Genomic DNA, 22,770 nt, shown 5'->3' with positions numbered 1-22,770 from the left:
GTCCTCGTCTGTTTGAATGACACACACCGTGTCCCGGAAACGGATCGCCGTGCCCAGCCGGTTCAGGTAGCCGCGCGTTGCATCAAAAAGGTCGGCACTGCCCAGATGCCCGAGCACGGAGTGGTCCGTTGACAAACGGCTCGCGCTCCGCGGCACTTTCCTGTCTTGGTGCTGGTTGCCGTCGGAATGCCGCCTAATTTGCGCGGCTAGCTCATCCTCTGGATGCGCGAAGTTTGACCACGCGGGAGATGATCGCCCGTGCCTCCGATGCTAGCAGGATCGGAATGCCGTCGCGTACCGGGTAGGCAAGTCCTGCGCTCTTCGATACGAGTTCGTCGCGATCCCCATCCCAGGCAAGTGAGCCTTTGGTCACTGGGCATACTAACCGTTTCAACAACTCAGGATTGAAAGAGGCATTCTCTTCGGCTCGCCTATCCGCATCCATCTGCTATTCCTTTCTCGGCTCCGACGCGAGCGTCTTTCGCACAAAAGCCATCACCCGACGTTCGAGTCATTTCTGTAAATCGTAGAGTTCCGGCAAGTGTCATAAGCCTTGCAAACAGCACTTTCACGGTAGGTGCAGGCTTGGCCACCTGTCGTCGTCTGTTTGAATGAATTGACATTGAACGGAGCTGCGTGGCGGCGAAGTTGGAGGTGAGGTGTTGAACGCACAATGGGTAAGCACGATCGGAGACAACCGTGATAGGTGACCGGAAGGTTTCGTTATTGAAGACCGCTCGCGGTTAATGCTCTCGAGCCAGTGTTTGACCGTTCCGGCCAGTCAATACGGGCGACGAAATCGTAAACCGGACCGCCGGGTACTCCCCAATTGCTTGACCAGACCACCTGTGAACCGTCTGGGGACGGCGAGGCGTGGGTCTCACTCCAGTAGTCGAATGGAGCGTTCTTCGTCTGCACAATACGTCGAACCTCTCCGCTGCCGTCGATGCGCAGCGCGATGACTTCCCGCGCATACGGCGCCCAATTCGGATATTTCGATACTTCGTCCGGGTCGCCGGAATAGCTAAGGAACACCCAACCCGGCCTGTCCAGTGACCTGAGCGATGCATGCTGTGCTTCGCCATATCTCATCAGCGAGGTGACTTTCCCATCTGACAGCCTTCGCTTGATCACCTGGAATATGTCCGGATCGGATTTACTGATCCCCACATAGATTTCGCTGCCGTCGGCATCGACCGTCATGTCCCCATGGCCAGGCCGATGATGCTCGGTCCATTTTTGGCGCAGAACGCCGTCAACCGAAAAGATGAACGTCTGTTCAGTTTCGTCTTTTAGGTACTGAATGCATAAGATGTTGACGCCTAGCGGCGAGATTGAGCAGGCGCTGTTGGTCCCGACAAGCTGTGCGAGATCGATTTCCGGAAACTTCCGCCGCTGTTTGAGATCGTAGGCAAAGACGACCGCTTTGCCGTCCCCGCGAACCGCGCGCACGGCTATACGGCTGCCGTCACGGCTCGGATTCCCTTTATAAGGGCCGAACTGGAGATCGCTACTGTCAGTCGAAACAAACAGGACCTCCTCATGATTGGTGCGTGGCGCCCACGTCGAGATTTTCCGACCACCGACGCAGATCATCAGGTCGGGATCGCGAGGGTGCCATTCGCATTCGATCGATCGAACACGGCGAAAAAGCGGAGCGTAGGTGCGCCCATCCAGGAAGCATAAGCCGCCGCAGCCGTTGCTGATGACAAGAAGGCTCTGATCCGAATTCCAGGCCTGAGCGCTCGAATAGCGGTGGCTGCAATATTTGCTCCCGCATGCGATGCCGGCGCCGAGGATTCCGGGTTTGGTTATTCGCGTGAAAGTTGTGCCAAATGCCGCATCCTTCGCCGGGTGCAGGTAATCAGGCAGGTCCATGGCCACCGGCGCGACGAACTTTGTCGATGCCACATCCTCTTCACTCACCGCTCCGCGCAGATCTATGGATGTCGCGCTGGCAGCTAGCGTCAACGCCAAGACAATTTGGTAGCGAAAAAAGCGCATGTCGTGTCAACTCACGCGGTTCCGTCTCAATAGTTCGATTTCCGTTTTTATTGGACACCTTCTTCTCGACGCTTCAAAACCGTATCTCTCTAAGCTTCAACCCTTTTAAATTTCGCCCGCGCCGCGCCAAACTTGTCAATTACTCCACGCGCTATTATTTCGGTGGCGGCAGCGAGCCCGTCTGAATCTAAGCTTTCAACGCAAGTTGTCGGTACCGGGAACGATCCAAGTTGTTCCTCGATAAGATTAACGTGGTCGATATGATCAAGACTGCTCTGCAGATCAACTTCGAGGAACTTCTGAATGATGCCGAGATTACGCCGGCGTTCCCTCAACCGCGCCTCTAGAATCTCTCGTGGCGCCTGCAATCGGACAAGCAGGTCCGGTTTGGGTAGAAGCTCGAGGGCGCACGACACCCTTTCACGATCCGTTATGCCGCTGAACAAAACCAGCGAGCACACGAATTGCACCATACCCTGGTCAAAAATTGAGATCGTGTCCTTGGACGCTATTGCCGCGCGCCAGGCTTGTAGAAGAGCTTCAAGATGCCAGTTCAGACGAGCCGCCCACAGCTCATTCTTGGGTGGAAGGATCTTAAGCACTTCTGCACCGAGAGAACGCTGTCCAATCCACTTTGAATGCAAGCCGGAGACTAGTTTGAAGGCGGCTCTTCTAACCGGGTGTCGACGGTCGCCGGTCTGCAAAACAACAGAGTAGCCCTGAGCTCGCAGAACGTGCACCAGCTCGCACGCCAACGTCGTCTTACCAGCACCGGACGGCCCAAATAGCTCCAAGATCATCTTTCAATCCAGACTGAGGGAAGCCTTCCGGCAGTGATGTTATGTCCATTTGCTGAAGCGAACGCCCATCTCTTCCCGGGATGTCTAGCCGACGAGCCAGGAATTCGCGCCATCCGTATGAATGACGGTGTGGTCACGTTAGGATATCGACGAAGGCCATAATCGTGAACGGAAGGAGTGCGTTTCGGTCACTATCCTTCCCGATTGCCTTCCATCCGTTTGCCGTTCCGTCCCCGACAGGGCTGTGCAGTAGCCCAATGCCCCAGCGCACCTCCACGGGGCTCAGTAGTCATAAGTTCGGCATGTCTCATCCGTTCGGGGGATGCGAGATACCCAGCCATCTGGAAACCTTACCTCTGCGATGGCCCCACCCAGAACTGATCTTTTGCCGCCTCTATCGCCAATAGAACAGCTTGGGGGGCATCCAATGAATATGTTGGACAAAAAATCTTCGATTCCATCTCAGGAGAAATCGTATGAAAGCGGGCAGATGAGCGAGGACCTCAAGTCATATCCGTCAGCAGGGGCTACAGCCGCTATGCCTACTAGTTACGACGCCGAAGTCGCGGCCGCGGCCTATGATCTCCCAACAAAGCAGAGATATCAGGATCCGAGCTTTGCGAGCTGGTACCTGGACGGATATGCAGGCCGCTTGAAGCTGTCTACAATTGCATCCTACGTCATTGCGCGACGGGAGCAGCGCTGCATCGCCAAGGCGCTGGAGAGGTGCAGCCCGCCTCCATCCCAGGTGCTCGATATCCCATGCGGAACCGGGAAGCTGGCTGGCGTGCTGGGCCGGCATGATTGTCAGGTGCTGGCTGCAGACATTTCAATGGAAATGATGGCCCTGGCTAAGTCAGCATATGAAGGTCAGCCCGGATTTCGGGGATTCATCCGATGTGACGTGACGCAACTGCCGTTCGCCGACGAAAGCTTTGACACGGTGGTCTGTCTTCGCCTCATCCATCTTATCCCGCCACATCTCAGGCGCGACATTATCATGGAGCTCGCGCGCGTTGCCAGCCGCCGTCTGATCGTATCCTACGGCGTTGGCACCCGCCTCCAGAGAATGCGACTAAGGCTGCGGAAGATAATCACCGGAAGGCTGTCGGCGCCTCATCCCGTCAATCTTAACGTTGCACGACAGGATTTCGCAGAGGCGGGGCTCGAACTGGTACGCTCTTTCAGCGTCCTCCGGTTCCTGTCCTGCGAGCAGCTGTTCGTACTTGAGAAGGTAAAGGCGTGGCCTGCCGCCGGTTTGCAGCCTTTGCGTTAGCACTGGCATTGCGGATCAAGCCGCTGATGGGTGTCAAAAGCTGAAACGGCGACGGGAGGTGGCTGTGGAACCGGCAGGCAAGGCCATTCCGGCGCGCATGGCATCACTCGACCTGCTGCGCTTGGCCGCAGCCCTCGCGGTCGTGCTCTATCATTATCTTTTTGGCGGCGCGATCGCCGGAAGTCTCGATGTGGAATATCCTGCCGCAGCACCTTACGCCATCTATGGCTATCTCGGCGTCAATCTGTTTTTCCTGATCAGCGGTTTCGTCATCGCGTGGTCGGCCGAAGGTCGAACCTGGCAGGAATTCGCGGTCGCCCGCTTCGCCCGGCTTTATCCCGGATTCCTCGTCTGCATGACCGCAACTTTTGTTGTTCTCGTCGTCGCCAAAGACCAGCGTTTTCCGACCGATATTGCGACCTATGTAGCCAATCTCTCTATGTTCGCCCGCCTCTTCGGCAGACCATCCATGGATGGGGCCTACTGGTCGATCATGCTCGAGATCCTGTTCTACGGCTGGGTTGCAGTGCTGATCTTTGCGGGTGCCTTTCAGCGCTGGAAAATACCTATCGCTGCCATCTGGCTCGCAATTTCGGCAAGCAACGAGTTCTTCTTTGAGAACGCGGTGATACGCATTCTCTTTATTACAAACTATGCGCCTTTGTTTGCCGCCGGCATCCTCGCGGAAGACATCGTTGCAAGGGGCCGTTCGCCGGCTGCGTTCCTGCTTCTTGCCGTCGCATTCCTGGTGTCTTGCCAGACCATAATCTTCTCTCACAACTGGATGCATGAGCACTTTGGCGCTGCCATTTCGTATCCTGGTCTCCTCGCTGCCAATATAGTGGTCTACGGAGTCTTCTCTGGCGCGATACTGCTCCGCTCCGTGATTGCTCCATCCAAGGTTGTCATGATGCTCGGAGGATTGACTTATCCGCTGTATCTTTTGCATCAGTATATTGGCTACATCTCGCTTAACGCGCTGGCGCCGCATGTCGGAAAGAACGCCGCATTCTTCGTTGTCTTTGCCGGGATTCTTCTTGCCTCTTTTCTCGTCTGGCGCTTCATCGAGACGCCGGTACGCAAGCCGCTCGTTCGCGCTCTGGTGTCTGGGATATATCGCCTTGCACCAGCGTCGCAGCCAATCCGGCCAACCTCGTCCGCACGAACATCGTGATCAGAAGCGCTCGGCGGGTGTGCCAGAAAGATTCGCGTTAATCGCGAAACACCGGGGTATCCAGGCTTGGCACGCTGTACGGCACACTGGATGTGTCCCGCTTCCGGTTTCATTGACGGCTCAGCCGATTCCCCAGCACCCCGCATGACGAGGCTTCAAGAGCAGCGAAGCGCACTCCAAATAGCGCACGCCAGGTCCGGCACATGGCGCAAGACTCTCTTGCGACCTGGCACCGCATCGAAGGGCTTATCGGGGAGAAGGTCGCACTGTGTGTATCAACTTACGATCAAAGTTTCTCTCACGGGGTGCCGGTATGTGATTTGGCGCTAATATACGCAGTCTGTAGGTAGGGCGCTGTCGAAACAGAAAAAGGAATATTGGATGACAACTCTGCATTACACGTCAGGTGGATCGGGCACGGAAATTGCTCAAGCCGGATTCAATCTGGCTGACGTTTCATCCGTTGACCAACTCAATGCGCTGCCGGACGGTATGAAAGGCATGGTCTATCTGAACGAAACCGACGGAGTAACCTCCTCCTTTGTCGACAAGGTCACGCCCTTCATCGGTAATCCAAAGCTGTTCGGATTCTTCCTGGTTGACGAGCCGGATCCCACCGGCCAATGGGGTACCTACGCCTCTGCCGCAAATCTGAAGGCAGAATCCGACTGGATTCATTCCAATGTGCCGGATGCCAAGACCTATATCACGATGATGAGCCTGGGGACGTCGGCGAATCCAGATTTTTCGAACACCTACAATCCCGCCAGTACGGGTATCGATTACTACGGCGTGGATGTCTATCCTGTCCGCACGGATGGCGCGGTCGACTACAACATGATCGACAAATTCGTCGCCGCCGCTCAGGCATCGGGCATCCCGACGAGCCAGATCATTCCAGGCTACCAGACGTTTGGAGGTGGCGACTATAACACCGACATGGGTGGCAAATATGTCGTGCCCACCGCCACCCAGATGGAAACCATGATGGACCACTGGGCCAAGCTGGTTCCGTCACCCGCCTTCGACTACGCATACGCCTGGGGTTCGCAGCGAGGCGACACAGCGTTGGAGAGCTCTTCGGAACTGCAGGCCGTTTTCCGGGAACACAATCTCAACACTGGAGGGACTGCTCCTTCCGAAGCCGCGGCTACTGATCCCAGTTCTACGGCGAGCATCCCTTCCGAAGCCACCACCGGCGATAGCGCCTCGACTGCCACGGCTCCGTCCGAGGCCACCCCCAACGATAGCGCCTCGACTGCCACCGCCCCGTCCGAGGCCACCCCCAGCGATAGCGCCTCGACTGCCACGGCCCCGTCCGAGGCCACCACCGGCGATAGCGCCTCGACTGCCCCTGCCGAGGCCACCACCGGCGATGGCACCCCGACTGCCACGGCCCCGTCCGAGGCTACCCCCAGCGACAGCACCTCGACTGCCACGGCCCCGTCCGGGGCCACCCCCAGCGACAGCACCTCGACTGCCACCGCCCCTTCCGGGGCCATCACCGGCGATAGCAGCTCGACTGCGACTGCCCCTGCCGAGACCACTACCGGCGATAGCAATCATAGCAAGACCGCGCTTTCGCACCTCCTCGCTGGCAATAGCAGTTCGACCGACACCGCCGCCTCCACAAGCGATGGTAGTGATAGCAAGACCGCGCTTTCGCATCTCCTCGCCGGCAATGGCCGTTCGACTGATACCGCCGCTTCCAGCGCCACCACAAGCGATGGCAGTCATGGCAAGACCGCGCTTTCGCCCTTCCTCGCCAGCGACGGCAGTTCGACTGCTACCGCCGCTTCGGGCACCACCACCAGCGATGGCAGTCATGGCAAGACCGCGCTTTCGCACCTCCTCGCCGGCAATGGCAGTTCGACTGATACTACCGCTTCCGGCGCCACCATCAGCGATAGCAGTCATGGCAAGACCGCGCTCTCGCACCTCCTCGCTGGCAATGGCAGTTCGACTGATACCGCCGCTTCCGGCGCCACCACAAGCGATGGCAGTGATAGCAAGACCGCGCTTTCGCACCTCCTTGCCAGCGACGGCAGTTCGACTGACACCACCCACGATAATGCCGGCGACAAGGTAAGCGAGGGCAGCAGCGTTGACCGCATATTGGCTGCGTTGAACCATTCTCTTTCGGCCGGCTCGGAGCTTCTCCCGACCAACGACCCGTCCGACACAACGGCAACCAGCCTGGTTCGCCACGGGTTCGCGCAGACCGTCCAGCCCGATGAAAATGTCGGCGCCCAGGCAAAAAATGGCGCCGCCGAGATCATGTCCGGCCACGGAGGCAACGACGCCTTCGACTTCAGCAAGCTCCAGGACAAGCTCCACCTCGATCAACCCGCTCTTACCGAGCTTAAGTCGGGCGGGCTTTCATTGCATGCTTCCTCTGCTGATACGGCCGCCGATGATGGTTCCCACCACATCATCTTTGACAGTACAACCGGATCGCTCTCTATCGACAGCGATGAAGTCGGCGGCGCAGCTCAAGCGCAGCTCGCTACCCATTTCCCGTGGCAGCATCAGTCTTTGTGATCTGAAAACCCGGAGTGGCGGACCTTCAAATGGAGTCGGGTCCGCCGCTCCGTCTTTGTTCAATTGCGCCACGGAAGCTTGGCCAAGGGAAGATAAGATACCGGCGGACATCGGAGAGATCGAAGTTGGTCGGCATCATCACCAATGCGAATTTCGGATTCGCAACACTAAGCGGTCTCGGCAATTTTCAGCACGGCGTCGATCTCGGCCATCACCGCTGCCGGCAGCGGCCCTCTTTCCAGCGCACCGAGATTGTCCGCGACCTGCTCGGGCCGCGTGAAGCCGGGAACCGGCAAGGCGATTGCCGACTTGGCGAGGATCCAGCCGAGCGCACCCTGCGCAAGCGTGCGTCCGCCCGAGGTGAGCAGGTCGCGGATTGCCGAGAGCCTTGACAGATACTGCGGGTTGGCGGCGCCATCCCTGAAAAACACCATCCAATCGGCATTCCCGCCGCGCACGTCATCGGTGGGCAGCCTCATGGCCGGCGTGTATTTGCCGGTGAGCAGTCCCATTGCCAGCGGCAGCCGGCTGAACGAGACGAGGTGCTCGCGCGCCGCAACGGCCATCAGCTCGTTCGCCGGGGTAAACACATTGAAGTCGTTCTCTACGGCGACGAAACCCTCGCGCGGCGCGTAGGCCGCAAGCCGTTCGCAGTGATCGGTGCTCCAGCCGAAGCCGCCTATCTTGCCCTCCTGGCGCAACAGGCCGAGCGTATCGAACACCTCGCCGGCGCGTTCGATCGGATATTTCGTTGATGTGTAGCAGCACGACGTCGATAAAATCGCGCTGCAGGCGCTGCCGCGAATTGTCGATCGATGTCCGGATCGCCGCGGCAGAGGCATCCTCGGGAGCGATCTTGCGCGTTTCGGGATCGCCGAAATAGCCGACCTTGGTGACGATGACGGCTTCGTCCTTACCCTTCAACGCCCGCCCGAGGATTAGTTCGGCATTGCCGGCGCCATAGGCGGCAGCCGTGTCGAACACCCGCGCGCCGATGTCATAGGCCATCGCCAGCGCGGCTTGCGACCTGATATCGTCGACCTCGCCATAGATTGTCGCCGTGTCGCGCCAGCGCGCGGCACCCCCCGCTGCCCAGGTGCCGATCCCGATGCGCGGCACCGATCGGCCATCCCAAAGCTCCATCATCTCCATGCCCGTTTCCTCAACGGCGTAGGCTGGCATGGCGGGCACGCTCGCGGATCTCATCGCGGGAAATGCCAGCATCCACCAGTGTGCTGTCCGGGGCCTGCCTCAAGCTCGCAAGCGTCTGGCGATAGGCAATCCAGCGGGTGAAACGGTATCGAAGTTCATACAACATGGTCGTCTCCTTTGGCGCGCAGAATGCCCGCGCGCCTGGGTTGATCGAAAGCGCAAAGCATCTGCGCGAATCGCATGCTCGATCGAAAAGATGGCGCTCGCTTCTTGGCCAGCCGAGGCGCTTATCCCTGTCCCGTCAGGCAAGATTATCCAACGCCTCCAATTCCTGCATACTTGCGCGCGATGCCCGCTTCGCGCTACAGCCACGGTCGCAAGGAGTTTTTCATTTCTGCAAAATGGATATTGGCTGGGACGATCTGAGGTTGTTTCTCGACGTTGCGCGGCTGGGTGGCTTGAGCGCAGCGACGGGAACCACGCGCCTCAGCGCAGCCACCCTTGGACGACGCGTCACCGCGCTCGAAAAGCAGATTGGCGAACCGCTGTTGCGACGGTCGGAGACGCCGAAGTTGCGGGCCGCACTCTCGGCGCCGGACGCGATGCCGCCGCCGATCGCGAACAGATGCAGCCCGTACCGCGATCCGTAGAGCAGTTTCCAGCCCACCAGGATCACGACGATCCCCCAGAAAACCGGATAGGGAATGCCGAGGAAACTGCCGGAAACGGCAGCGATGACGATTTCAGGCACGGTGCCGCCGGAGACGGGACGTAAGATGCGCGTGATGCCAAGCACGATATACTGCGTCGACAGCGTCGCGATGATCGGATGGACGTTGAAGCGGGTGATCGCCAGGCCGTTGATCAACCCGATGAACGCGGCCAGCAGAAAGACCGCCGGGATCAGCACGATCGCCGGCTGGTCCAGCGCCAGCACCGCCGTCGTGAAGCTGATGACCGAGCCGACCGACAGGTCGAGCCGCCGATCAGCACGACGATGAGCTGTCCGAGCGCCGCGATGATCAGCGGCATCGCCTGGGCAACCAGGTTGAAAAGGTTTTCGGCCGTGGCGAACTGTGTCGTCTCGACGGTCAGCCACAGCGAAATGAGCAAGGCGACCAGCAGCGGCAGGCCCCACAGGCCCTGTCGTGTGTTCCGGCCACTCAGGATGTTGAACAGCGAATGATACATGGAAGCCCCTAATGCTGGCGCGTGGAGCCGCCCATCAGGGCCGCGTCGAGGATCTTGTGTTCCGTCGCCTGCGCCGCCGGCATTTCGGCAACGATGGTGTCGTGGTGGACGACGTAGATGCGGTCGCAGAGCCCAATCAACTCGATCGTCTCGCGCGACAGCACCAGCACCGCGCCGCCCTTGCGGGTGAAGTCGCGCAGCAGGTGGTAGATCTCCGACTTGGCGCCGATGTCGACGCCGCGGGTCGGCTCCTCCACCAGCAGAAGATCGAGATCCGCGGCGAGGTAGCGGCCGAGCAGAACCTTTTGCTGGTTGCCGCCCGATAGGGAGGCGACCGGAGCGGATGGACCTACCGCCTTTATGTTCATGACCTCCATCAAGCGGGCGATAACGCTTCGATAGGATCGCGCCGACGCAAGTTCGGATCGCCTCGAATGCAATCCGATGGCAATGTTGTGGGCGATCGGCAGGGCGAGAAAGAGCCCCTCTTCCTTGCGGTCTTCGGGAACGAAACCGACCTTCAGCTGCTGCAAATGGCGAACGCCTGATGATGTCGAGAGCGGCATCTTGAGCGCTTTGCCGTTGATGGAAATCGTCCCCGCAAAGGGATGGTAGCGGCCGATCAGCGATCTCAGGAAGCGCTGCTGGCCCTGCCCCTCCAGCCCTGCCAAAGCGACGATCTCACCCTTGTGCAAAGTCAGCGACAGCGGCTGCGATGTCTCGGTGATCCTGAGGTTTTCGACGCGCAGGATCTCGTCGCCCTTGTCGCCCGTGCGATCGGGAAAAAGGTCCTGGAGTTCGCGTCCGACCATCATGGCGATGAGTTCGTCGGTGGTGATCTCGGATACCACCCTGGTGCCGACCAGCGCGCCGTCCTTCAGCACCGTGACCGTGTCGCACAGCTCGAAGATCTCCTCCATGCGATGCGAGATGTAGACAACAGCCTTTCCCTTATCGCGCAGCCGGCGGATGTTGCGGTTGAGCACATCGACGTCGGCCGCGTTCAGCGCCGCCGTCGGCTCGTCCAGGATGAGCACGCTGGCGTCCGCCTGGATGCAATGCGCGATCTCGACGAATTGCCGCTCGGCGATCGTCAGGTTGGAGACGAGTTGTGATGGGTCGAGGGTGAGGCCGAGTTCGCCAAGCGCCTTGGCGGTCTGGCTGCTCATCTCGGGATAGTCGATCGAGCCGAACCGGGTCGTCGGCTCCCGGCCGAGAAACATGTTCTCTGCGATCGACAGATTGGGCAGCAGCGAGTGCTCCTGGAAAACGGTCGAAATGCCGGCATCCAGCGCGTCGCGCGGCGACTTCAGATCGAGCTTTTCCCCGTTCATGAAGATTTCGCCGGAATCGGGCTGATGCACGCCCGCCAGGATCTTCATGAGCGTCGATTTCCCGGCGCCGTTCTCCCCCATCAGGGCGTGGACGCTGCCCGCCTTCAGATCGAGGGAAACGGAGTGGAGCGCCTTGCTCCCTCCGAACGCCTTCGAAATGTGGGACATCTCGATAAGATTGGTCACGAAACCCTCGAACGAACCGGATTCGACAGATGGAACGGCCTGCGGGGAATGCTTGTCCACTCCCCGCCAGCCACGGCGCCGTCACTTCTTGCCGTAATATTCCTTGAGCTTGTCCTCCGGCAGTTCGCTCGGCCACCAGACATTGACCGTCAAATCATCGCGATAGTATTTGGCAGCCTTGTCCTTGTCCCAGCCGTCGGGGTTGTAGACATAGCGCTTGTAGAGCTGCTGACCCTCAAGCAGCGCAACAGCGGCGCGCACGCCGGCGGCGCCCTGGGCGGGGCTGTATTCGGGAGAGATCGACTTGAATCCGTCCGTGATCCACTGGCCGAAATAGCCATTGTTGCCCTCGCCCGAAATCGGTGGAATGGGCGTGCCGAACTGCTTGAAGACGTCGACGCAGGCGCGTGTCATGTCGGCGCCGGACGACCAGATGCCGTCGACCTGCGGATTGTTCAGATAGAGTGTCTCGCACAGCTTCTTGGCCTTGTCGTACTGCCAGTCGCCATGCTCCTCGGCGGTGATCTGCACATGCGTGCCCTTGAGCGATTCCAAGAGGCCGTTGTAGCGGTTAGTGTCTTCCGGATGGCCGGCCAGGCCACGCAGGACCCAGATCTTGCCGTTGTCGCCGACGGTCTTCACCAGCCAGTCGCCCATCACCTTGCCGAAATGTTCGGCGCCGCCCTGGATTTCGGTGGTGTAGGCATCGGAATCGATGCGGCCGGTATGAAGAATGACGGGGATGCCGGCGGCGACCGCCTTGGCGATGCTGGCGTTGGCCGATGTGCTGGTCACCGGCTGAACGATGATCGCGTCGACATGTTGCGCGATCAGATCCTCGATATCGGCCACCTGCTTCTTCTGGTCGAAGCCGGCATCGAGCAGGATGAACTTCGAGATGCGCTTGTCCTTTGCTGCGGCATTTTCCGCCTCGTGCGCCACCTGCACGGTCCAGGTGTTTGCGTTGACGCCGAAGTCGCTCATTCCGATGACCCAGGGCGGGTCCTTCTTGAACGCACCGGCCGCGGTCATGCGCGTGTCGTCGGGGCGCGGCGCGACGCCGTCCATCAGCTTGACATCTTCCGCATGCGCCAGGGATGTTACGGCAAGCGCTGATACAACGAGCACTCCCAGACTGACGGTTTTCAGCAATCCTAACATTGAATTCTCCTCCTTGTGGTTGCCCCGGCCGTACGAATGCGTACGGCCGCGAGACGCTCCCCCAATGCACGCTCGTCGTCGCAAACCGACCGATGCACGCAATTCTCCCGCCCCCGAACACATGCGTGTCGAGGTCCAACCTGGGCTGGACGATGATGACGGTTGAGGACTCCTCCGGGCACTTTAGAAGCACAGCGGATTCGGCCTGTCAATAGTTAGTCATGTTGAATTACTATTCCCTTGCTTGCCTTTCACCGCTCCTCTATCCATCATGAATGGCGCTCGCCGGCTTCGGCGCGCTGTCAGTCCCGGCGGGAAAAACATGCGATCAGTATTGTGCTACGGCGACTCCAACACGCACGGCCAGATCCCCGGCAGGGGGCCGCTCGAGCGCTATGGTCCCGATGAGCGTTGGCCGGGGATACTGCGTGCACAGCTGGGGGCCGATTGGTATGTCATCGAGGAAGGATTGAGCGGTCGCACCACCGTCCATGACGATCCGATCGAGGGAGCACACAAGAACGGCCGAACCTATCTTCGCCCTTGCCTGCAGAGCCATGCGACGCTCGACCTCGTCATCATCATGCTCGGCACTAACGACCTGAAGATCCGCTTCAACAAGCCGCCGTCGGAAGTGGCGATGGGAATCGGCTGCCTCGTTTACGACATCAAGGAGCTGGCGCCAGGTCCGGGCGGCACCACGCCCGAAATCATGATCGTGGCGCCGCCGCCGATGCAGGACGACGTCAAGGAATGGAAGTCCATCTTCGCCGGCGCGCCGGAGAAATCGCGCCTGCTGGCGCTCGAGTTCGAGGTTCTGGCGGACTCGCTCGAACTGCACTTTTTCGATGCCGGCTCGGTGGTATCCTGCAGCGAAGCGGACGGGTTTCACATCGATGCCGAAGCCCACAGATTGCTGGGCACGGAGCCGGCCCGCGCGGTCGACGCCATCGGCTGGAGCCGCTCGACATGAGCAACCAAACCGCTGCCAGGCAACGCGCTCTTACCGACGGGGAGACCCTTGCCTGACATGAGATTCGCACCACCCAATCCCTTGCGCATCGCGGATCGTGCGAGCGGGCTGAATGCGTTGAGCGTCCGCAGCTACAATGAGCGGCTGGTGCTATCGTTGCTGCTTCAGAACGAAGGCATTTCGCGGATGGAAATCGGCGAGAAGACCGGCCTGTCGGCGCAGACGGCCTCGGTCATCGTCCGCTCGCTCGTGCAGGAAGGCCTGGTCTCGCAGGGCGAGGCGCAGCGCCGCCGCGTCGGGCCGCCCACCATCCCGCTTTCGCTCAATCCGGAGGGCGCCTATGCGGTCGGCGTCGGCTTCAGCCGGCGCAGGATCGACATCGCGCTCATCGACTTCATCGGCACCGTGCGCTTCCACAAGCAGCTGCCGGCGGATGAAGCCAATCCCTTTCCGCAAAGCAGTGATTTGCTGGGAGCGATCGGGCAGGCCATGACGAGCCTGCCGATCGAGGCGCGCGGCCGGGTCGCCGGCATCGGGCTGGCTGTTCCCGACGAAGTCGACGCCATGGCTGCAATCCGCAACGGATCGAGCACCTCCTTGAAGGCTCTGCAAGGCGAGATCGAAGAGCAGAGCAAGCTGCCGGTTTTCGTGCAGAACGACATCACCGCGGCAGCCGGCGGCGAGAGCATGTTCGGCGTCGCAAAGCCGCTGAACGACTATTTGTTCTTCTATCTCGGCGCGAGACTACAAAGCAGGCTTATCCTCAATCACCAGATCTACAAGGGAAACTCCAGCGCAAGCTTCGATCATGGCCTTGTGCGCCTGGAGAGCGAACTGACCGAGCGCGGGCGCCCGTCCCAAATCATCTGGAGCAGCAACCCGGAGTGGCCTGATCTCGGAGAGGCCTACAGCGAATGGCTGGGGGAATGCTCCAATCGCCTGAAAGCGTCGATTTCGGCGCTGACCCAGTTTGTTGAGTTCAGGACGGTCGTCCTGTCCAGCTATGCGCCGCGGAAAATCGCCAAGGCGTTGTGCGCCGACATCAACCGCGAATTCGTCACCATCGAAGCGTTGCCGGCGCGGGTCACCATCAGCCCGAAGGCCGTGGGAGCGGCGAGCCTGCCGTTCAGCTCGCGCTTCATGATCCAGTGATTGTGCCCGAACCGCTCTGTCTAGCCGACCCAGGCGTTCGCCTCGCTTCTGCTAAAACAGCCTCACATTACCACTTAGGTTGTCCTCAAGGGCCGTTCGGAATTCCCGCTCGAATACCCCGGCATGGAGCGAGCGGGCGTTCGATGAGACCAAACCGGCCTTTGGTTGGCCCATGAGCGCCGCGGCTGCACCGGAGACGTCGTTGGAGTTCCGTCAAGCGATGGCGGCCCTTCCGGCATCTGTTTTCGTCGTGACGACGGCGGGTCGCGCTGGAAGGGCCGGCATGACAGCGACGGCCGTTTGCGGATCGGCCGTAGGTCGGCCATGAAATAGAAGGCGGGATGTCTCCCGCCCCCTTTTTTATTACTTCGCGATGCAGGTGGCGACCGTCTCCGGCGTGCAGACGTCGAGGCCGGTATAGGTCGGATCGGTCGGAGCAGGCTTGCCGTCCTTCATGTCCTTGAGCGCAAACATCGTCTTGTAGCCCATTTCGAACGGACGCTGACCGACCTGGCCGAGGGAGTATCCTTCCTTCATCTGGTCAATCTGCGTGGGCAAGGTATCGGCAACGACAAGGGCCAGTTCCTTCTTGGCGATCTTGTCCTTGTAGGGATCGACCGCAGCACGGTTCGCGTCCGGGACAAATTGCGGGAAGCCGCCGGTCGGCACGAATGCGTCAAGGTTCGGCATCTTCGCCATGTAGTCCTGGAACTGCTGTACCGAAAGCGGAAAGTCGTCGTTTGTATAGAGCGGGCAGCCTGGCGCCTCGGTCCAGCCGTTCTGACCGGTCAAGGGATCGCCGGGCGAAGCGGCTGACTTGGTCCCGGAGAGCGTGTCGCGGATGCCCTGCATGCGCTCGTTATGGTTTGCTGCAGCTGCGCCACCCGACTGGATGCAGATGGTGCCGCCTTTCGGCTTGATCGTCTGCACGATCTTGGCGAGGTTCACGCCAATCTCGTAGTTGTGCGTTCCGACATAGGCGGCGCGCAGGTCCTTGTTCTCGGGCAGCACGTCCGCGTCCCAGGTCAGAACAGGAATACCAGCTTCCTTCGCGGCTTGCAGAGCGACGGCCATGGCTGCCGCGTTCGCCGGTGCAACGGCGATGCCATCGACCTTCTTGGCAACCAGATCCTGCACGATCTGAACCTGTTCCTCACCGCCACCGTGCTCGCCGGGTCCGATGTACATGCACTCGAATGCGCCGTTGGACTCGGCCTCTGCCTTCTTGCAGCCATCACGAGCCTGGTCGAAATATGGGTTGTTCATGTTCTTCGGCACCAGCGCGAATACGAGTTTCTGCTGGGCGTAGGCCTGCCCCGCCGTCAGGGCGGACGCGGCAACCGCCGCCGCCAAAAGATATTTCTTCATCGATGTTCCTCCGTTTGTTGTGTTCACCTCAGGATATTCCACCGGCATAAGCCGGCAGAGCTCTAGCCACGCTTGATGGTGAAGGACTTCAGCGATTTGCCGGAAGTACCCAGACCCAGAAGCACAGCGAGAATTATGAAGATGCCGACAAAGGCACCCTGCCAGTTGGAATCGATGCCTGCCATCAATAGGGCGTTGCGGATGACCTCGAGGAAGGCCGACCCGATGACCGCGCCGAAGGCTGTGCCGTAGCCCCCCATCAGGTTTGCGCCGCCGATAACTGTGCCGGCGATGACGCGCAATTCATACCCGGTGCCGACGGCGTTGATCGCCGAACCGCTATAGCCAAGCAGCAGCAGGGATGCGATCGAGGCGCAGAAGGACGAGAAAACATACGCCTGGAACTTGATCCGATCGACGGGCACGCCCGTCATGCGTGCCGCATTCTCGTTACCGCCGATCGCGAACAGATGGCGGGCCCACGCGGTGAAGATGAATACCCAGCCGAGGGCTAGCGCCATGATCACCATCACCCAGAAATGGGACGAGAACTGCGGTATCCAGTAAGGAGCCCATCCCTCCAGCGAGTGCACCGGCCACTTCGCTTGGCCGATCGCTTTCACGATCGGCGCGTCAGGTCCGAATTGGTAGAGCATCTGGTTGCCTGACAGCACCACGGCAAGGGAACGAGCGATCGACAACATGCCGAGTGTGACCACGAAGGACGGCATGCCGATATAGGCGACGAAAAAGCCGTTGAACGCGCCGCAGGCAACTCCAGCGAGAAGGCCGGAGGCGAACGCCACGTACCAAGGATAATGCCAGGTCAGTAGAAGACCGGCCACGATGGCCACGAGGCCCATGACTGACCCAACGGAAAGATCGATCCCGCCCGTAATCAACACCACGGTCATGCCCAGGCCCATGATGGCGATCAGCGCGAAATTCCGGGTGATGTTGGTTGCGTTTTCGGCTGTGCCGAAGCTCGGTTCCAACACTGCCATAAACGCGACAAGGACGAAGAGCGCGACCGAGACCCAGAAGGCCTGGCTACTTCTCAACTTCTGAAGCGCAGTTTGTTCCATGATGCCGACGACGTCGGCAATCGAGGCGTGGCTTTCCTGGATCGCTTCGGGTTGACTAGGCTGCACGGATCGCTCCCGTGATTAGTCCGGTGATTTCTTCCGGAGATGTCTGAAGGGTGGGTTTGTCGGCAACCTTCGTTCCGCGCCGTAGAACGACGATGCGATCGCACACGGCAAAAACGTCTGGCATGCGGTGGCTAATCAGGATCACCGCGACACCGCGCGCTTTCATGCGCCGGATCAATTCCAGGACCTCAGCAACTTGGCGCACGGAAATCGCAGCGGTCGGTTCGTCCATAATGACGAGTCTGGCGTTGGACAAACGGGTCCGTGAAATCGCAATTGCCTGGCGCTGACCGCCCGACATTTTTTTTACGAGATCGCGTGGCCGCGTTTCTGACTTCAGTTCGCTGAACAGCTCCGCGGAGCGATCGATCATCGCCTGCTTATCGAGTATTCGGAAAGGCCAGATGCCCTTTTTGAGTTCTCGGCCTAGAAACACGTTCTGCGCGGCGGTTAGATTGTCCGCCAGCGCGAGATCCTGATACACGACCTCGATCCCCTCGGCGCGAGCATCGAGCGGCTTATGGAAGTGGCAGGCCTTGCCGCCGACTCTGATCTGCCCTTCGGTCGGGGGAAAATTTCCCGAAATCAGTTTGACCATTGTCGACTTGCCGGCGCCGTTGTCCCCCATCAGGCCGGCCACTTCACCGGGTTCGATCGAAAAGCTGACGTCGGACAGCGCGCGGATTGCTCCGAAGCTTTTGCCGACGCCCTGCACTTCAAGCAAAGACACGTGGTTCATCCTCCCGTGGACCGGCGGCTCTTGGAGTCTCGCCTCGCCTCATTTTGCAACGGAAATTGCATATGAAGTTCTTGTGCAACAATGCTTATTGCAGAGTTTTATAATTTGCAACAACTATTTTGATGTCAATTAACTAACTGTTTTTAATGATATGTTTTTGCGCGACTTCATGCGGAATCGCTTTCAAGCGATTGCCCAATTGCGGCATCTGCTTTGTTGCAACGGTTTCCTGTTGCACCGGACTGACAGACCTTGGGTAGCGGCTTCCGGTGGTTGCTTAGCGGCTGCGATGCTATCAATGGCCGTTCAGCTCTTTGCCGTTGACCACGAGCATCGGGTCGATCCTGCTCTCGAAGAAATCGAGCACATTGCGCACAGCTGACACGGCCATCCGTTCACCGCATTCGGCGGTGAGGCCGGCAATATGCGGCGACAGGATCACCTGATCGCAGGACAGAAGCGGATTGTCGGCGGCGGGGGGTTCCTCGTCGAACACGTCGAGGCCAGCGGCCGCCACCTTGCCAGACGCAAGGGCTGCAAGAAGTGCCTTTTCGTCTACGACGCCGCCGCGCGCGGTGTTCACGAGCCAGGCTCCCGGCTTCAGAAGGGCGAACTCGCGCTCGCCGATCACAGGAGCATCGCCCTTGGGAGCATGGACGGAAATCGCATCCGCCCATTTAAGGGCCGACGCCAGATCGGAGACGGCTTTAGCAGGGCCTTCCGGCCATCCGATTTTTTCGAGATACGGATCGTAGGCGGCGACTTCCATGGAAAAGGCAGCCGCCATCTTCGCGAGATGCCGGCCGATGCGGCCGTAGCCAAGAATCAGCAGGCGCTTGCCGGCCAGTTCCGAAGCTTCCAGCCGGTTGCGCCAATTCCACACACCCTCGCGAACTGACCGGTCGCCGCGCACAGCATGCTTGGCGCAGGCAAGGAGCATCATCATCGCGTGCTCGGCGACAGATATGGAATTGACGTCTCCGACGACGGCGAGCGTGATCCCACGCTTGTTGAGGGACGGCAAATCGACAGAGTCGTAGCCGACACCGTGGCGGGACACGATCCGGAGCCTGTGCCCCATCTCAACGGTCGCCGCCGAGAGAGGCTGTGTGCGGATCACCAGCCCGTCGGCCTTGTCGATCAGCGGGGCATAACTTGGCTCGGAGACTTCCTCCACGTAATCGTAGGTGATGCCGGCGGCCTGTTCGAGCAAGGAAATTCCAGCCGGATGGAGTTTCCCGGCAACTAGAACATGCGGCATCAGTACCCTCCCTTGGAACCGGCGCTGACGCTTGATCCGCCCGTGAGTTCCCTGAACTTTTTGACGTTCGCTTCCGCCGCACCGGCCAGCATGCGCACGTCGTTGGAGACGGTGGTCATGTTGTAGCCCCACCCGATCGCACGCGCCGCGTAAGCCGGAGTTCCACAGTGCAATCCCGCGGCTATGCCGGCTTTTTTGCAGGCCGCCACGATATGCTGGATGGCCTCGATCATCTCCGGTTCTTCGCGGTCGAAGGCAGGCGGCAAGCGGCCCTGGGTCATGCCGAGGGTCAGGTCGGCCGGACCAACGTAGATCCCGTCCAGTCCAGGGGTCGAAGCGATCGCGTCGAGATTGTCCATCGCCTCGGCCGTCTCAACCATGGCAAAGGCAAGTATCTCGCCATTGGATTCAGAAGCGTAATTGGCACCGGCCGCGAAATTCACACGTGTCGGACCAAAGCTTCGGCTGCCGAGTGGCGGATAGCGCACGTAGCTGACAAACTCGGCCGCCTGTTCGGCGGTATTCACCATCGGACAGATAACGCCGTAAGCACCTGCGTCGAGCACTTTCATGATGATGCCTGGCTCCAGCCAAGGCACCCTGACGAGCGGCACCGTAGCGGAGGCACGCATCGCCTGGAGCATTAGCAGCAGGCCGCTGTAATCGAGCGCTCCATGTTGGAGGTCGACGCCGATGCAGTCGTAACCTTGCGCCGCCATGATCTCGGCGGTGAAACTGTTGCCGATCGAAAGCCAGCCATTGATGGTGGGCTTCCCATCGGCCCAAAGCTGCTTGAGCCTGTTCTTGATCATGAAAAACGCTCCTTAGAATACGATATGAGCCAGCTTGGTATCGAGATAGTCCCGGATACCTTCCGCGCCGCCTTCCCGGCCCATGCCGGAATGGTTGGTCCCGCCGAACGGCGCCTCGGAAGCCGCTAGCGCAAAGCTGTTGATGCCGACCATTCCGGCCTTGAGCGTCGCGACAACTCTGCGGGCGCGCCCCGCATCCCGGGTGAAGGCATAGGCAGAAAGCCCCATCTTCGAGGCGTTTGCCCGACCCAGGACCTCCTCTTCGGACGAGAAACGGGTGATGGCCGCGATCGGACCAAAATTCTCCTCGGCAAACACGGTCATGTCGTCAGCAACATCGGTAAGGACCGTCGGCTCAAAGAAATGACCGGCGTTGAACGCCGGCGAGCGGCGGCCGCCTGCGGCAATCCTGGCACCGGCCTTTTCCGCGTCGGTAACGATTTGTTCGATTTCGTCGGTCCTCCTGGCATTGATCAAGGGGCCCATCTGCACCGTCGGATCGAGACCATCACCCAGCTTCAGGGCCTTCGCCCGCGTGACGAACCCGTCGACGAAAGCATCATGGACCTTTTCGTGGATGAAAAAGCGGTCTGGCGTGACGCAAACCTGCCCGGCATTGGCGAACTTCGTGGGCACGGACACGTTGAGCGCGCTTTCGATATCCGCGTCGTCGAAGACGATGAGAGGCGCGTTACCGCCAAGCTCCATCGACACCTTCTTCACCGTATCGGCTGCGTCGCGCAGCATTTGCTGCCCGACCCGTGTAGACCCGGTCAGCGAAACCTTGCGCACAAGCGCCGACGCCATCAGCGGCACGTAGGTTGTGGCCGTGGACCCGACGAGAAGACCGACCGTGCCTGGGGGGAGCCTGCCCGCACGCAGGCAGTCGATCATCACCATCGCGACCCCTGGCGTCTGGCTCGAAGGCCGAAGGATGGCCGAACAACCGGCGGCAAGCGCCGGGGCGACCTTGCGGGCGACGAGCGCGGCCGGAAAATTCCATGCCGTAAAGGCCGCCACGACGCCGATCGGCTCATGCAGCACTTCGAAGCGACCTCCGGGGACACGGCTCTCGATGATACGGCCATAAACACGCCGAGCCTCCTCGGCGTACCACCGGAACTGATCCGTCGCCAGAACCCACTCGCGTTCGGATTGGGCAATGGGCTTGCCCGTCTCCAGCGTAATCATGCGGGCGGCTTCGTCCTTGCGCCGGCCCATTTCGTCGGCGATAGCGTGAAGCGCGTCGGCGCGCTCGAACGCGCTCTTTGCTCGCCAGGCAGAAAGGCCACGTTCGGCGGCCGCCAAGGCAGATTGTGTATCGTCCAGCGTCGCGGTTGGAGTGTCGCCCAGTGAGCGTTCGGTGACGGGACTGGCTACGGTCGCCGTGCTTCGGTCGGAAGCGGCGCGCCATTCACCGTCGATGAAAAGTCCGTATTTGTCATACATTGCCGTCACCGATCTCGCTGGTGCTGACCACCCGACGCTCTGCGACAGATTTGATCGCTGCTTCGGCGAGGACCAGCGCAAGGCGTCCGTCCTCGAATACGACCGACGGCTGGCGTCCATTTTCGATGGCGTCGACGAAGTCGTCGATTTCAGCGTTGAACGCTTCCCTGTATCGCTCGATAAAGAAGTGAAGGTATGGCTGCGCCCGATCGCTCAGCCCATCGGCATAGATACGGGCCTCATGCGCGCGTCGGTTCTCGGAAATCGCCATGCCGGCCGATCCGAAAGCCTCGACGCGCTGATCGTATCCATAGACCGCGCGTCGTGAGTTGTTGATGATGCACTGCTTGCCGCTGGCGGTGCGCAAAACCACGGTCACCGTATCCCAGTCATTCGTCTCGGCCATCAGGTCCGGGTCGACCAGCCGGCTGCCGGTCGCAAAGACCTCAACGGGCTCTTCACCGAGCATGAAGCGAGCCATGTCAAAATCGTGGATTGTCATGTCGCGAAATATGCCGCCGGACACGCGTATGTAGGCAGCTGGCGCCATGCCAGGATCCCGCGACGTGATGATCACCTGGTGGAGCTCGCCGAGCTCGCCACTCTGGAGAGCCGCCCGCACCGCAGCATGCCCGGGATCGAAGCGGCGGACGAAGCCAATCATGATGGGCAGCTTGCTTCCACGGATGTTCGCGGCACAGCGATCGACACGCATCAGGTCAAGGTCGATGGGCTTCTCGCACAACACTGGCTTTCCGGCCGCCACTGCCCGCTCAATGTAGTCGACATGGGTATCGGTGGCCGTCGCGATCAACACGGCGTCCACATCGTCCGTGTCAAACATGGCGTCGGCCGAGTCCAACGCGGGAAGGCCGAGCATGGCTGACACTTCGTCGGCGGCGGCGCGATTGACGTCATACACCGCCGCCAGTTTCGTTCGTGGGTGTGCAGCGATATTGGCCGCATGCATGCGCCCGATGCGCCCGCAACCGAGCACGCCAATTCTCAGCATTGCATTCCTCCGCAACAATATTTTTGCAATGATC

General features: G+C 60.1%; 21 protein-coding genes and 2 pseudogenes. 6 read left to right on the top strand and 17 right to left on the bottom strand.

Going from position 1 to position 22,770, the window contains the following annotated elements:
- Positions 1–211 precede the first annotated feature (211 nt).
- The 3 genes from NKJ09_RS24395 to NKJ09_RS24385 all read right to left on the bottom strand — a co-directional run bounded on the left by NKJ09_RS24395 (position 212) and on the right by NKJ09_RS24385 (position 2,804).
- A complete protein-coding gene (locus tag NKJ09_RS24395; RefSeq protein WP_084642590.1) occupies positions 212–445 on the bottom strand; it encodes a Trm112 family protein in 234 nt (77 codons plus the stop codon).
- Positions 446–723: 278 nt separating this feature from the next.
- A complete protein-coding gene (locus NKJ09_RS24390; RefSeq protein WP_352494504.1) occupies positions 724–2,004 on the bottom strand; it encodes a hypothetical protein in 1,281 nt (426 codons plus the stop codon).
- An 89-nt stretch (positions 2,005–2,093) separates the two neighbouring features.
- Complete coding sequence (locus tag NKJ09_RS24385) at positions 2,094–2,804, bottom strand: AAA family ATPase (protein WP_023718570.1); 711 nt, start codon at positions 2,802–2,804, stop codon at positions 2,094–2,096.
- Positions 2,805–3,231: 427 nt separating this feature from the next.
- On the opposite strand from NKJ09_RS24385, the gene NKJ09_RS24380 reads away from it, so the two are divergent.
- From NKJ09_RS24380 to NKJ09_RS24370, 3 genes are all read left to right on the top strand, one after another.
- On the top strand, positions 3,232–4,080 hold the full coding sequence (locus NKJ09_RS24380; RefSeq protein WP_352484582.1) for a class I SAM-dependent methyltransferase: 849 nt from the start codon (positions 3,232–3,234) through the stop codon (positions 4,078–4,080).
- Between the two features lie 64 nt (positions 4,081–4,144).
- Positions 4,145–5,254 carry an acyltransferase family protein gene (locus NKJ09_RS24375; RefSeq protein ID WP_352494505.1) on the top strand — a complete coding sequence of 370 codons (1,110 nt, stop codon included), beginning with the start codon at positions 4,145–4,147 and terminating at the stop codon, positions 5,252–5,254.
- Positions 5,255–5,635: 381 nt separating this feature from the next.
- Positions 5,636–7,795, top strand: coding sequence for a calcium-binding protein (locus tag NKJ09_RS24370; RefSeq protein ID WP_352494506.1), 2,160 nt, complete (start codon positions 5,636–5,638; stop codon positions 7,793–7,795).
- A 167-nt stretch (positions 7,796–7,962) separates the two neighbouring features.
- On the opposite strand, the gene NKJ09_RS24365 is transcribed toward NKJ09_RS24370, so the two are convergent.
- The 3 genes and pseudogenes from NKJ09_RS24365 to NKJ09_RS24355 all read right to left on the bottom strand — a co-directional run bounded on the left by NKJ09_RS24365 (position 7,963) and on the right by NKJ09_RS24355 (position 9,113).
- On the bottom strand, positions 7,963–8,517 hold the full coding sequence (locus tag NKJ09_RS24365; RefSeq protein ID WP_352494507.1) for an aldo/keto reductase: 555 nt from the start codon (positions 8,515–8,517) through the stop codon (positions 7,963–7,965).
- Positions 8,518–8,599: 82 nt separating this feature from the next.
- A pseudogene (locus NKJ09_RS24360) lies at positions 8,600–8,938 on the bottom strand (aldo/keto reductase); the annotation flags it as partial.
- Positions 8,939–8,957: 19 nt separating this feature from the next.
- Positions 8,958–9,113, bottom strand: a complete 156-nt coding sequence (locus NKJ09_RS24355) for a YjiS-like domain-containing protein (RefSeq protein WP_352494508.1) — start codon at positions 9,111–9,113, stop codon at positions 8,958–8,960.
- Here NKJ09_RS24355 and NKJ09_RS24350 point away from each other — a divergent pair.
- Positions 9,112–9,453, top strand: a pseudogene (locus NKJ09_RS24350) (hypothetical protein); the annotation flags it as partial. The gene NKJ09_RS24355 and the pseudogene NKJ09_RS24350 sit on opposite strands and share 2 nt — an antisense overlap.
- Here NKJ09_RS24350 and NKJ09_RS24345 read toward each other — a convergent pair.
- The 4 genes from NKJ09_RS24345 to NKJ09_RS24330 form a co-directional block, all read right to left on the bottom strand.
- Entirely contained in the window at positions 9,336–9,857 is a 522-nt protein-coding gene (locus NKJ09_RS24345) for an ABC transporter permease (protein ID WP_352515670.1), read from the bottom strand. The pseudogene NKJ09_RS24350 and the gene NKJ09_RS24345 overlap by 118 nt on opposite strands.
- Positions 9,851–10,138 (bottom strand): hypothetical protein, encoded by a 288-nt coding sequence (locus tag NKJ09_RS24340; RefSeq protein WP_352494509.1) that lies wholly within the window; start codon positions 10,136–10,138, stop codon positions 9,851–9,853. The genes NKJ09_RS24345 and NKJ09_RS24340 overlap by 7 nt, the downstream gene beginning before the upstream one ends.
- An 8-nt stretch (positions 10,139–10,146) precedes the next feature.
- Entirely contained in the window at positions 10,147–11,658 is a 1,512-nt protein-coding gene (locus NKJ09_RS24335; protein ID WP_352494510.1) for a sugar ABC transporter ATP-binding protein, read from the bottom strand.
- 81 nt (positions 11,659–11,739) lie between these two features.
- A complete protein-coding gene (locus NKJ09_RS24330; protein ID WP_352494511.1) occupies positions 11,740–12,819 on the bottom strand; it encodes a substrate-binding domain-containing protein in 1,080 nt (359 codons plus the stop codon).
- A gap of 322 nt (positions 12,820–13,141) precedes the next feature.
- Between NKJ09_RS24330 and NKJ09_RS24325 the strand changes: the two genes are divergently transcribed.
- Together NKJ09_RS24325 and NKJ09_RS24320 are read left to right on the top strand one after the other, a co-directional pair.
- Positions 13,142–13,792 carry an SGNH/GDSL hydrolase family protein gene (locus tag NKJ09_RS24325; protein ID WP_352494512.1) on the top strand — a complete coding sequence of 217 codons (651 nt, stop codon included), beginning with the start codon at positions 13,142–13,144 and terminating at the stop codon, positions 13,790–13,792.
- 57 nt (positions 13,793–13,849) lie between these two features.
- Positions 13,850–14,944 (top strand): ROK family transcriptional regulator, encoded by a 1,095-nt coding sequence (locus tag NKJ09_RS24320; RefSeq protein WP_352494513.1) that lies wholly within the window; start codon positions 13,850–13,852, stop codon positions 14,942–14,944.
- Positions 14,945–15,307: 363 nt separating this feature from the next.
- Here NKJ09_RS24320 and NKJ09_RS24310 read toward each other — a convergent pair whose 3' ends face one another.
- From NKJ09_RS24310 to iolG, 7 genes are all read right to left on the bottom strand, one after another.
- On the bottom strand, positions 15,308–16,312 hold the full coding sequence (locus NKJ09_RS24310) for a substrate-binding domain-containing protein (RefSeq protein ID WP_352494514.1): 1,005 nt from the start codon (positions 16,310–16,312) through the stop codon (positions 15,308–15,310).
- Positions 16,313–16,374: 62 nt separating this feature from the next.
- Positions 16,375–17,397, bottom strand: coding sequence for an ABC transporter permease (locus tag NKJ09_RS24305; RefSeq protein WP_502901320.1), 1,023 nt, complete (start codon positions 17,395–17,397; stop codon positions 16,375–16,377).
- Positions 17,398–17,452: 55 nt separating this feature from the next.
- The gene (locus tag NKJ09_RS24300; RefSeq protein ID WP_023718614.1) at positions 17,453–18,202 is read right to left on the bottom strand and encodes an ATP-binding cassette domain-containing protein; all 750 of its coding nucleotides are present in this window, start codon (positions 18,200–18,202) and stop codon (positions 17,453–17,455) included.
- 295 nt (positions 18,203–18,497) lie between these two features.
- A complete protein-coding gene (locus NKJ09_RS24295; RefSeq protein ID WP_352494516.1) occupies positions 18,498–19,463 on the bottom strand; it encodes a hydroxyacid dehydrogenase in 966 nt (321 codons plus the stop codon).
- On the bottom strand, positions 19,463–20,275 hold the full coding sequence (locus tag NKJ09_RS24290; RefSeq protein WP_023718616.1) for an HpcH/HpaI aldolase family protein: 813 nt from the start codon (positions 20,273–20,275) through the stop codon (positions 19,463–19,465). The genes NKJ09_RS24295 and NKJ09_RS24290 overlap by 1 nt, the downstream gene beginning before the upstream one ends.
- Before the next feature lie 12 nt (positions 20,276–20,287).
- Positions 20,288–21,724 (bottom strand): NAD-dependent succinate-semialdehyde dehydrogenase, encoded by a 1,437-nt coding sequence (locus tag NKJ09_RS24285; RefSeq protein WP_023718617.1) that lies wholly within the window; start codon positions 21,722–21,724, stop codon positions 20,288–20,290.
- Positions 21,717–22,736 carry an inositol 2-dehydrogenase gene (iolG, locus tag NKJ09_RS24280; RefSeq protein ID WP_352494517.1) on the bottom strand — a complete coding sequence of 340 codons (1,020 nt, stop codon included), beginning with the start codon at positions 22,734–22,736 and terminating at the stop codon, positions 21,717–21,719. The genes NKJ09_RS24285 and iolG overlap by 8 nt, the downstream gene beginning before the upstream one ends.
- Positions 22,737–22,770 lie beyond the last annotated feature (34 nt).

Origin of the sequence: Mesorhizobium sp. M0189 (genome assembly GCF_040322135.1) — a bacterium.
Lineage (GTDB): Bacteria > Pseudomonadota > Alphaproteobacteria > Rhizobiales > Rhizobiaceae > Mesorhizobium.
Note: the sequence above shows the minus strand (reverse complement) of the source record. Positions and strands in the feature narration are given on the sequence as shown.

What these genes read in the sequence shown, in the direction of transcription:
- NKJ09_RS24290 (WP_023718616.1), bottom strand. Translation starts at nt 20,275, where the DNA reads ATGATCAAGAACAGGCTCAAGCAGCTTTGGGCCGATGGGAAGCCCACC.
- NKJ09_RS24285 (WP_023718617.1), bottom strand. Translation starts at nt 21,724, where the DNA reads ATGTATGACAAATACGGACTTTTCATCGACGGTGAATGGCGCGCCGCT.
- NKJ09_RS24295 (WP_352494516.1), bottom strand. Translation starts at nt 19,463, where the DNA reads ATGCCGCATGTTCTAGTTGCCGGGAAACTCCATCCGGCTGGAATTTCC.
- NKJ09_RS24340 (WP_352494509.1), bottom strand. Translation starts at nt 10,138, where the DNA reads ATGTATCATTCGCTGTTCAACATCCTGAGTGGCCGGAACACACGACAG.
- iolG (WP_352494517.1), bottom strand. Translation starts at nt 22,736, where the DNA reads ATGCTGAGAATTGGCGTGCTCGGTTGCGGGCGCATCGGGCGCATGCAT.
- NKJ09_RS24395 (WP_084642590.1), bottom strand. Translation starts at nt 445, where the DNA reads ATGGATGCGGATAGGCGAGCCGAAGAGAATGCCTCTTTCAATCCTGAG.
- NKJ09_RS24300 (WP_023718614.1), bottom strand. Translation starts at nt 18,202, where the DNA reads ATGAACCACGTGTCTTTGCTTGAAGTGCAGGGCGTCGGCAAAAGCTTC.
- NKJ09_RS24320 (WP_352494513.1), top strand. Translation starts at nt 13,850, where the DNA reads ATGAGATTCGCACCACCCAATCCCTTGCGCATCGCGGATCGTGCGAGC.
- NKJ09_RS24380 (WP_352484582.1), top strand. Translation starts at nt 3,232, where the DNA reads ATGAATATGTTGGACAAAAAATCTTCGATTCCATCTCAGGAGAAATCG.
- NKJ09_RS24370 (WP_352494506.1), top strand. Translation starts at nt 5,636, where the DNA reads ATGACAACTCTGCATTACACGTCAGGTGGATCGGGCACGGAAATTGCT.
- NKJ09_RS24355 (WP_352494508.1), bottom strand. Translation starts at nt 9,113, where the DNA reads ATGTTGTATGAACTTCGATACCGTTTCACCCGCTGGATTGCCTATCGC.
- NKJ09_RS24390 (WP_352494504.1), bottom strand. Translation starts at nt 2,004, where the DNA reads ATGCGCTTTTTTCGCTACCAAATTGTCTTGGCGTTGACGCTAGCTGCC.
- NKJ09_RS24325 (WP_352494512.1), top strand. Translation starts at nt 13,142, where the DNA reads ATGCGATCAGTATTGTGCTACGGCGACTCCAACACGCACGGCCAGATC.
- NKJ09_RS24310 (WP_352494514.1), bottom strand. Translation starts at nt 16,312, where the DNA reads ATGAAGAAATATCTTTTGGCGGCGGCGGTTGCCGCGTCCGCCCTGACG.
- NKJ09_RS24330 (WP_352494511.1), bottom strand. Translation starts at nt 12,819, where the DNA reads ATGTTAGGATTGCTGAAAACCGTCAGTCTGGGAGTGCTCGTTGTATCA.
- NKJ09_RS24305 (WP_502901320.1), bottom strand. Translation starts at nt 17,397, where the DNA reads ATGGAACAAACTGCGCTTCAGAAGTTGAGAAGTAGCCAGGCCTTCTGG.
- NKJ09_RS24385 (WP_023718570.1), bottom strand. Translation starts at nt 2,804, where the DNA reads ATGATCTTGGAGCTATTTGGGCCGTCCGGTGCTGGTAAGACGACGTTG.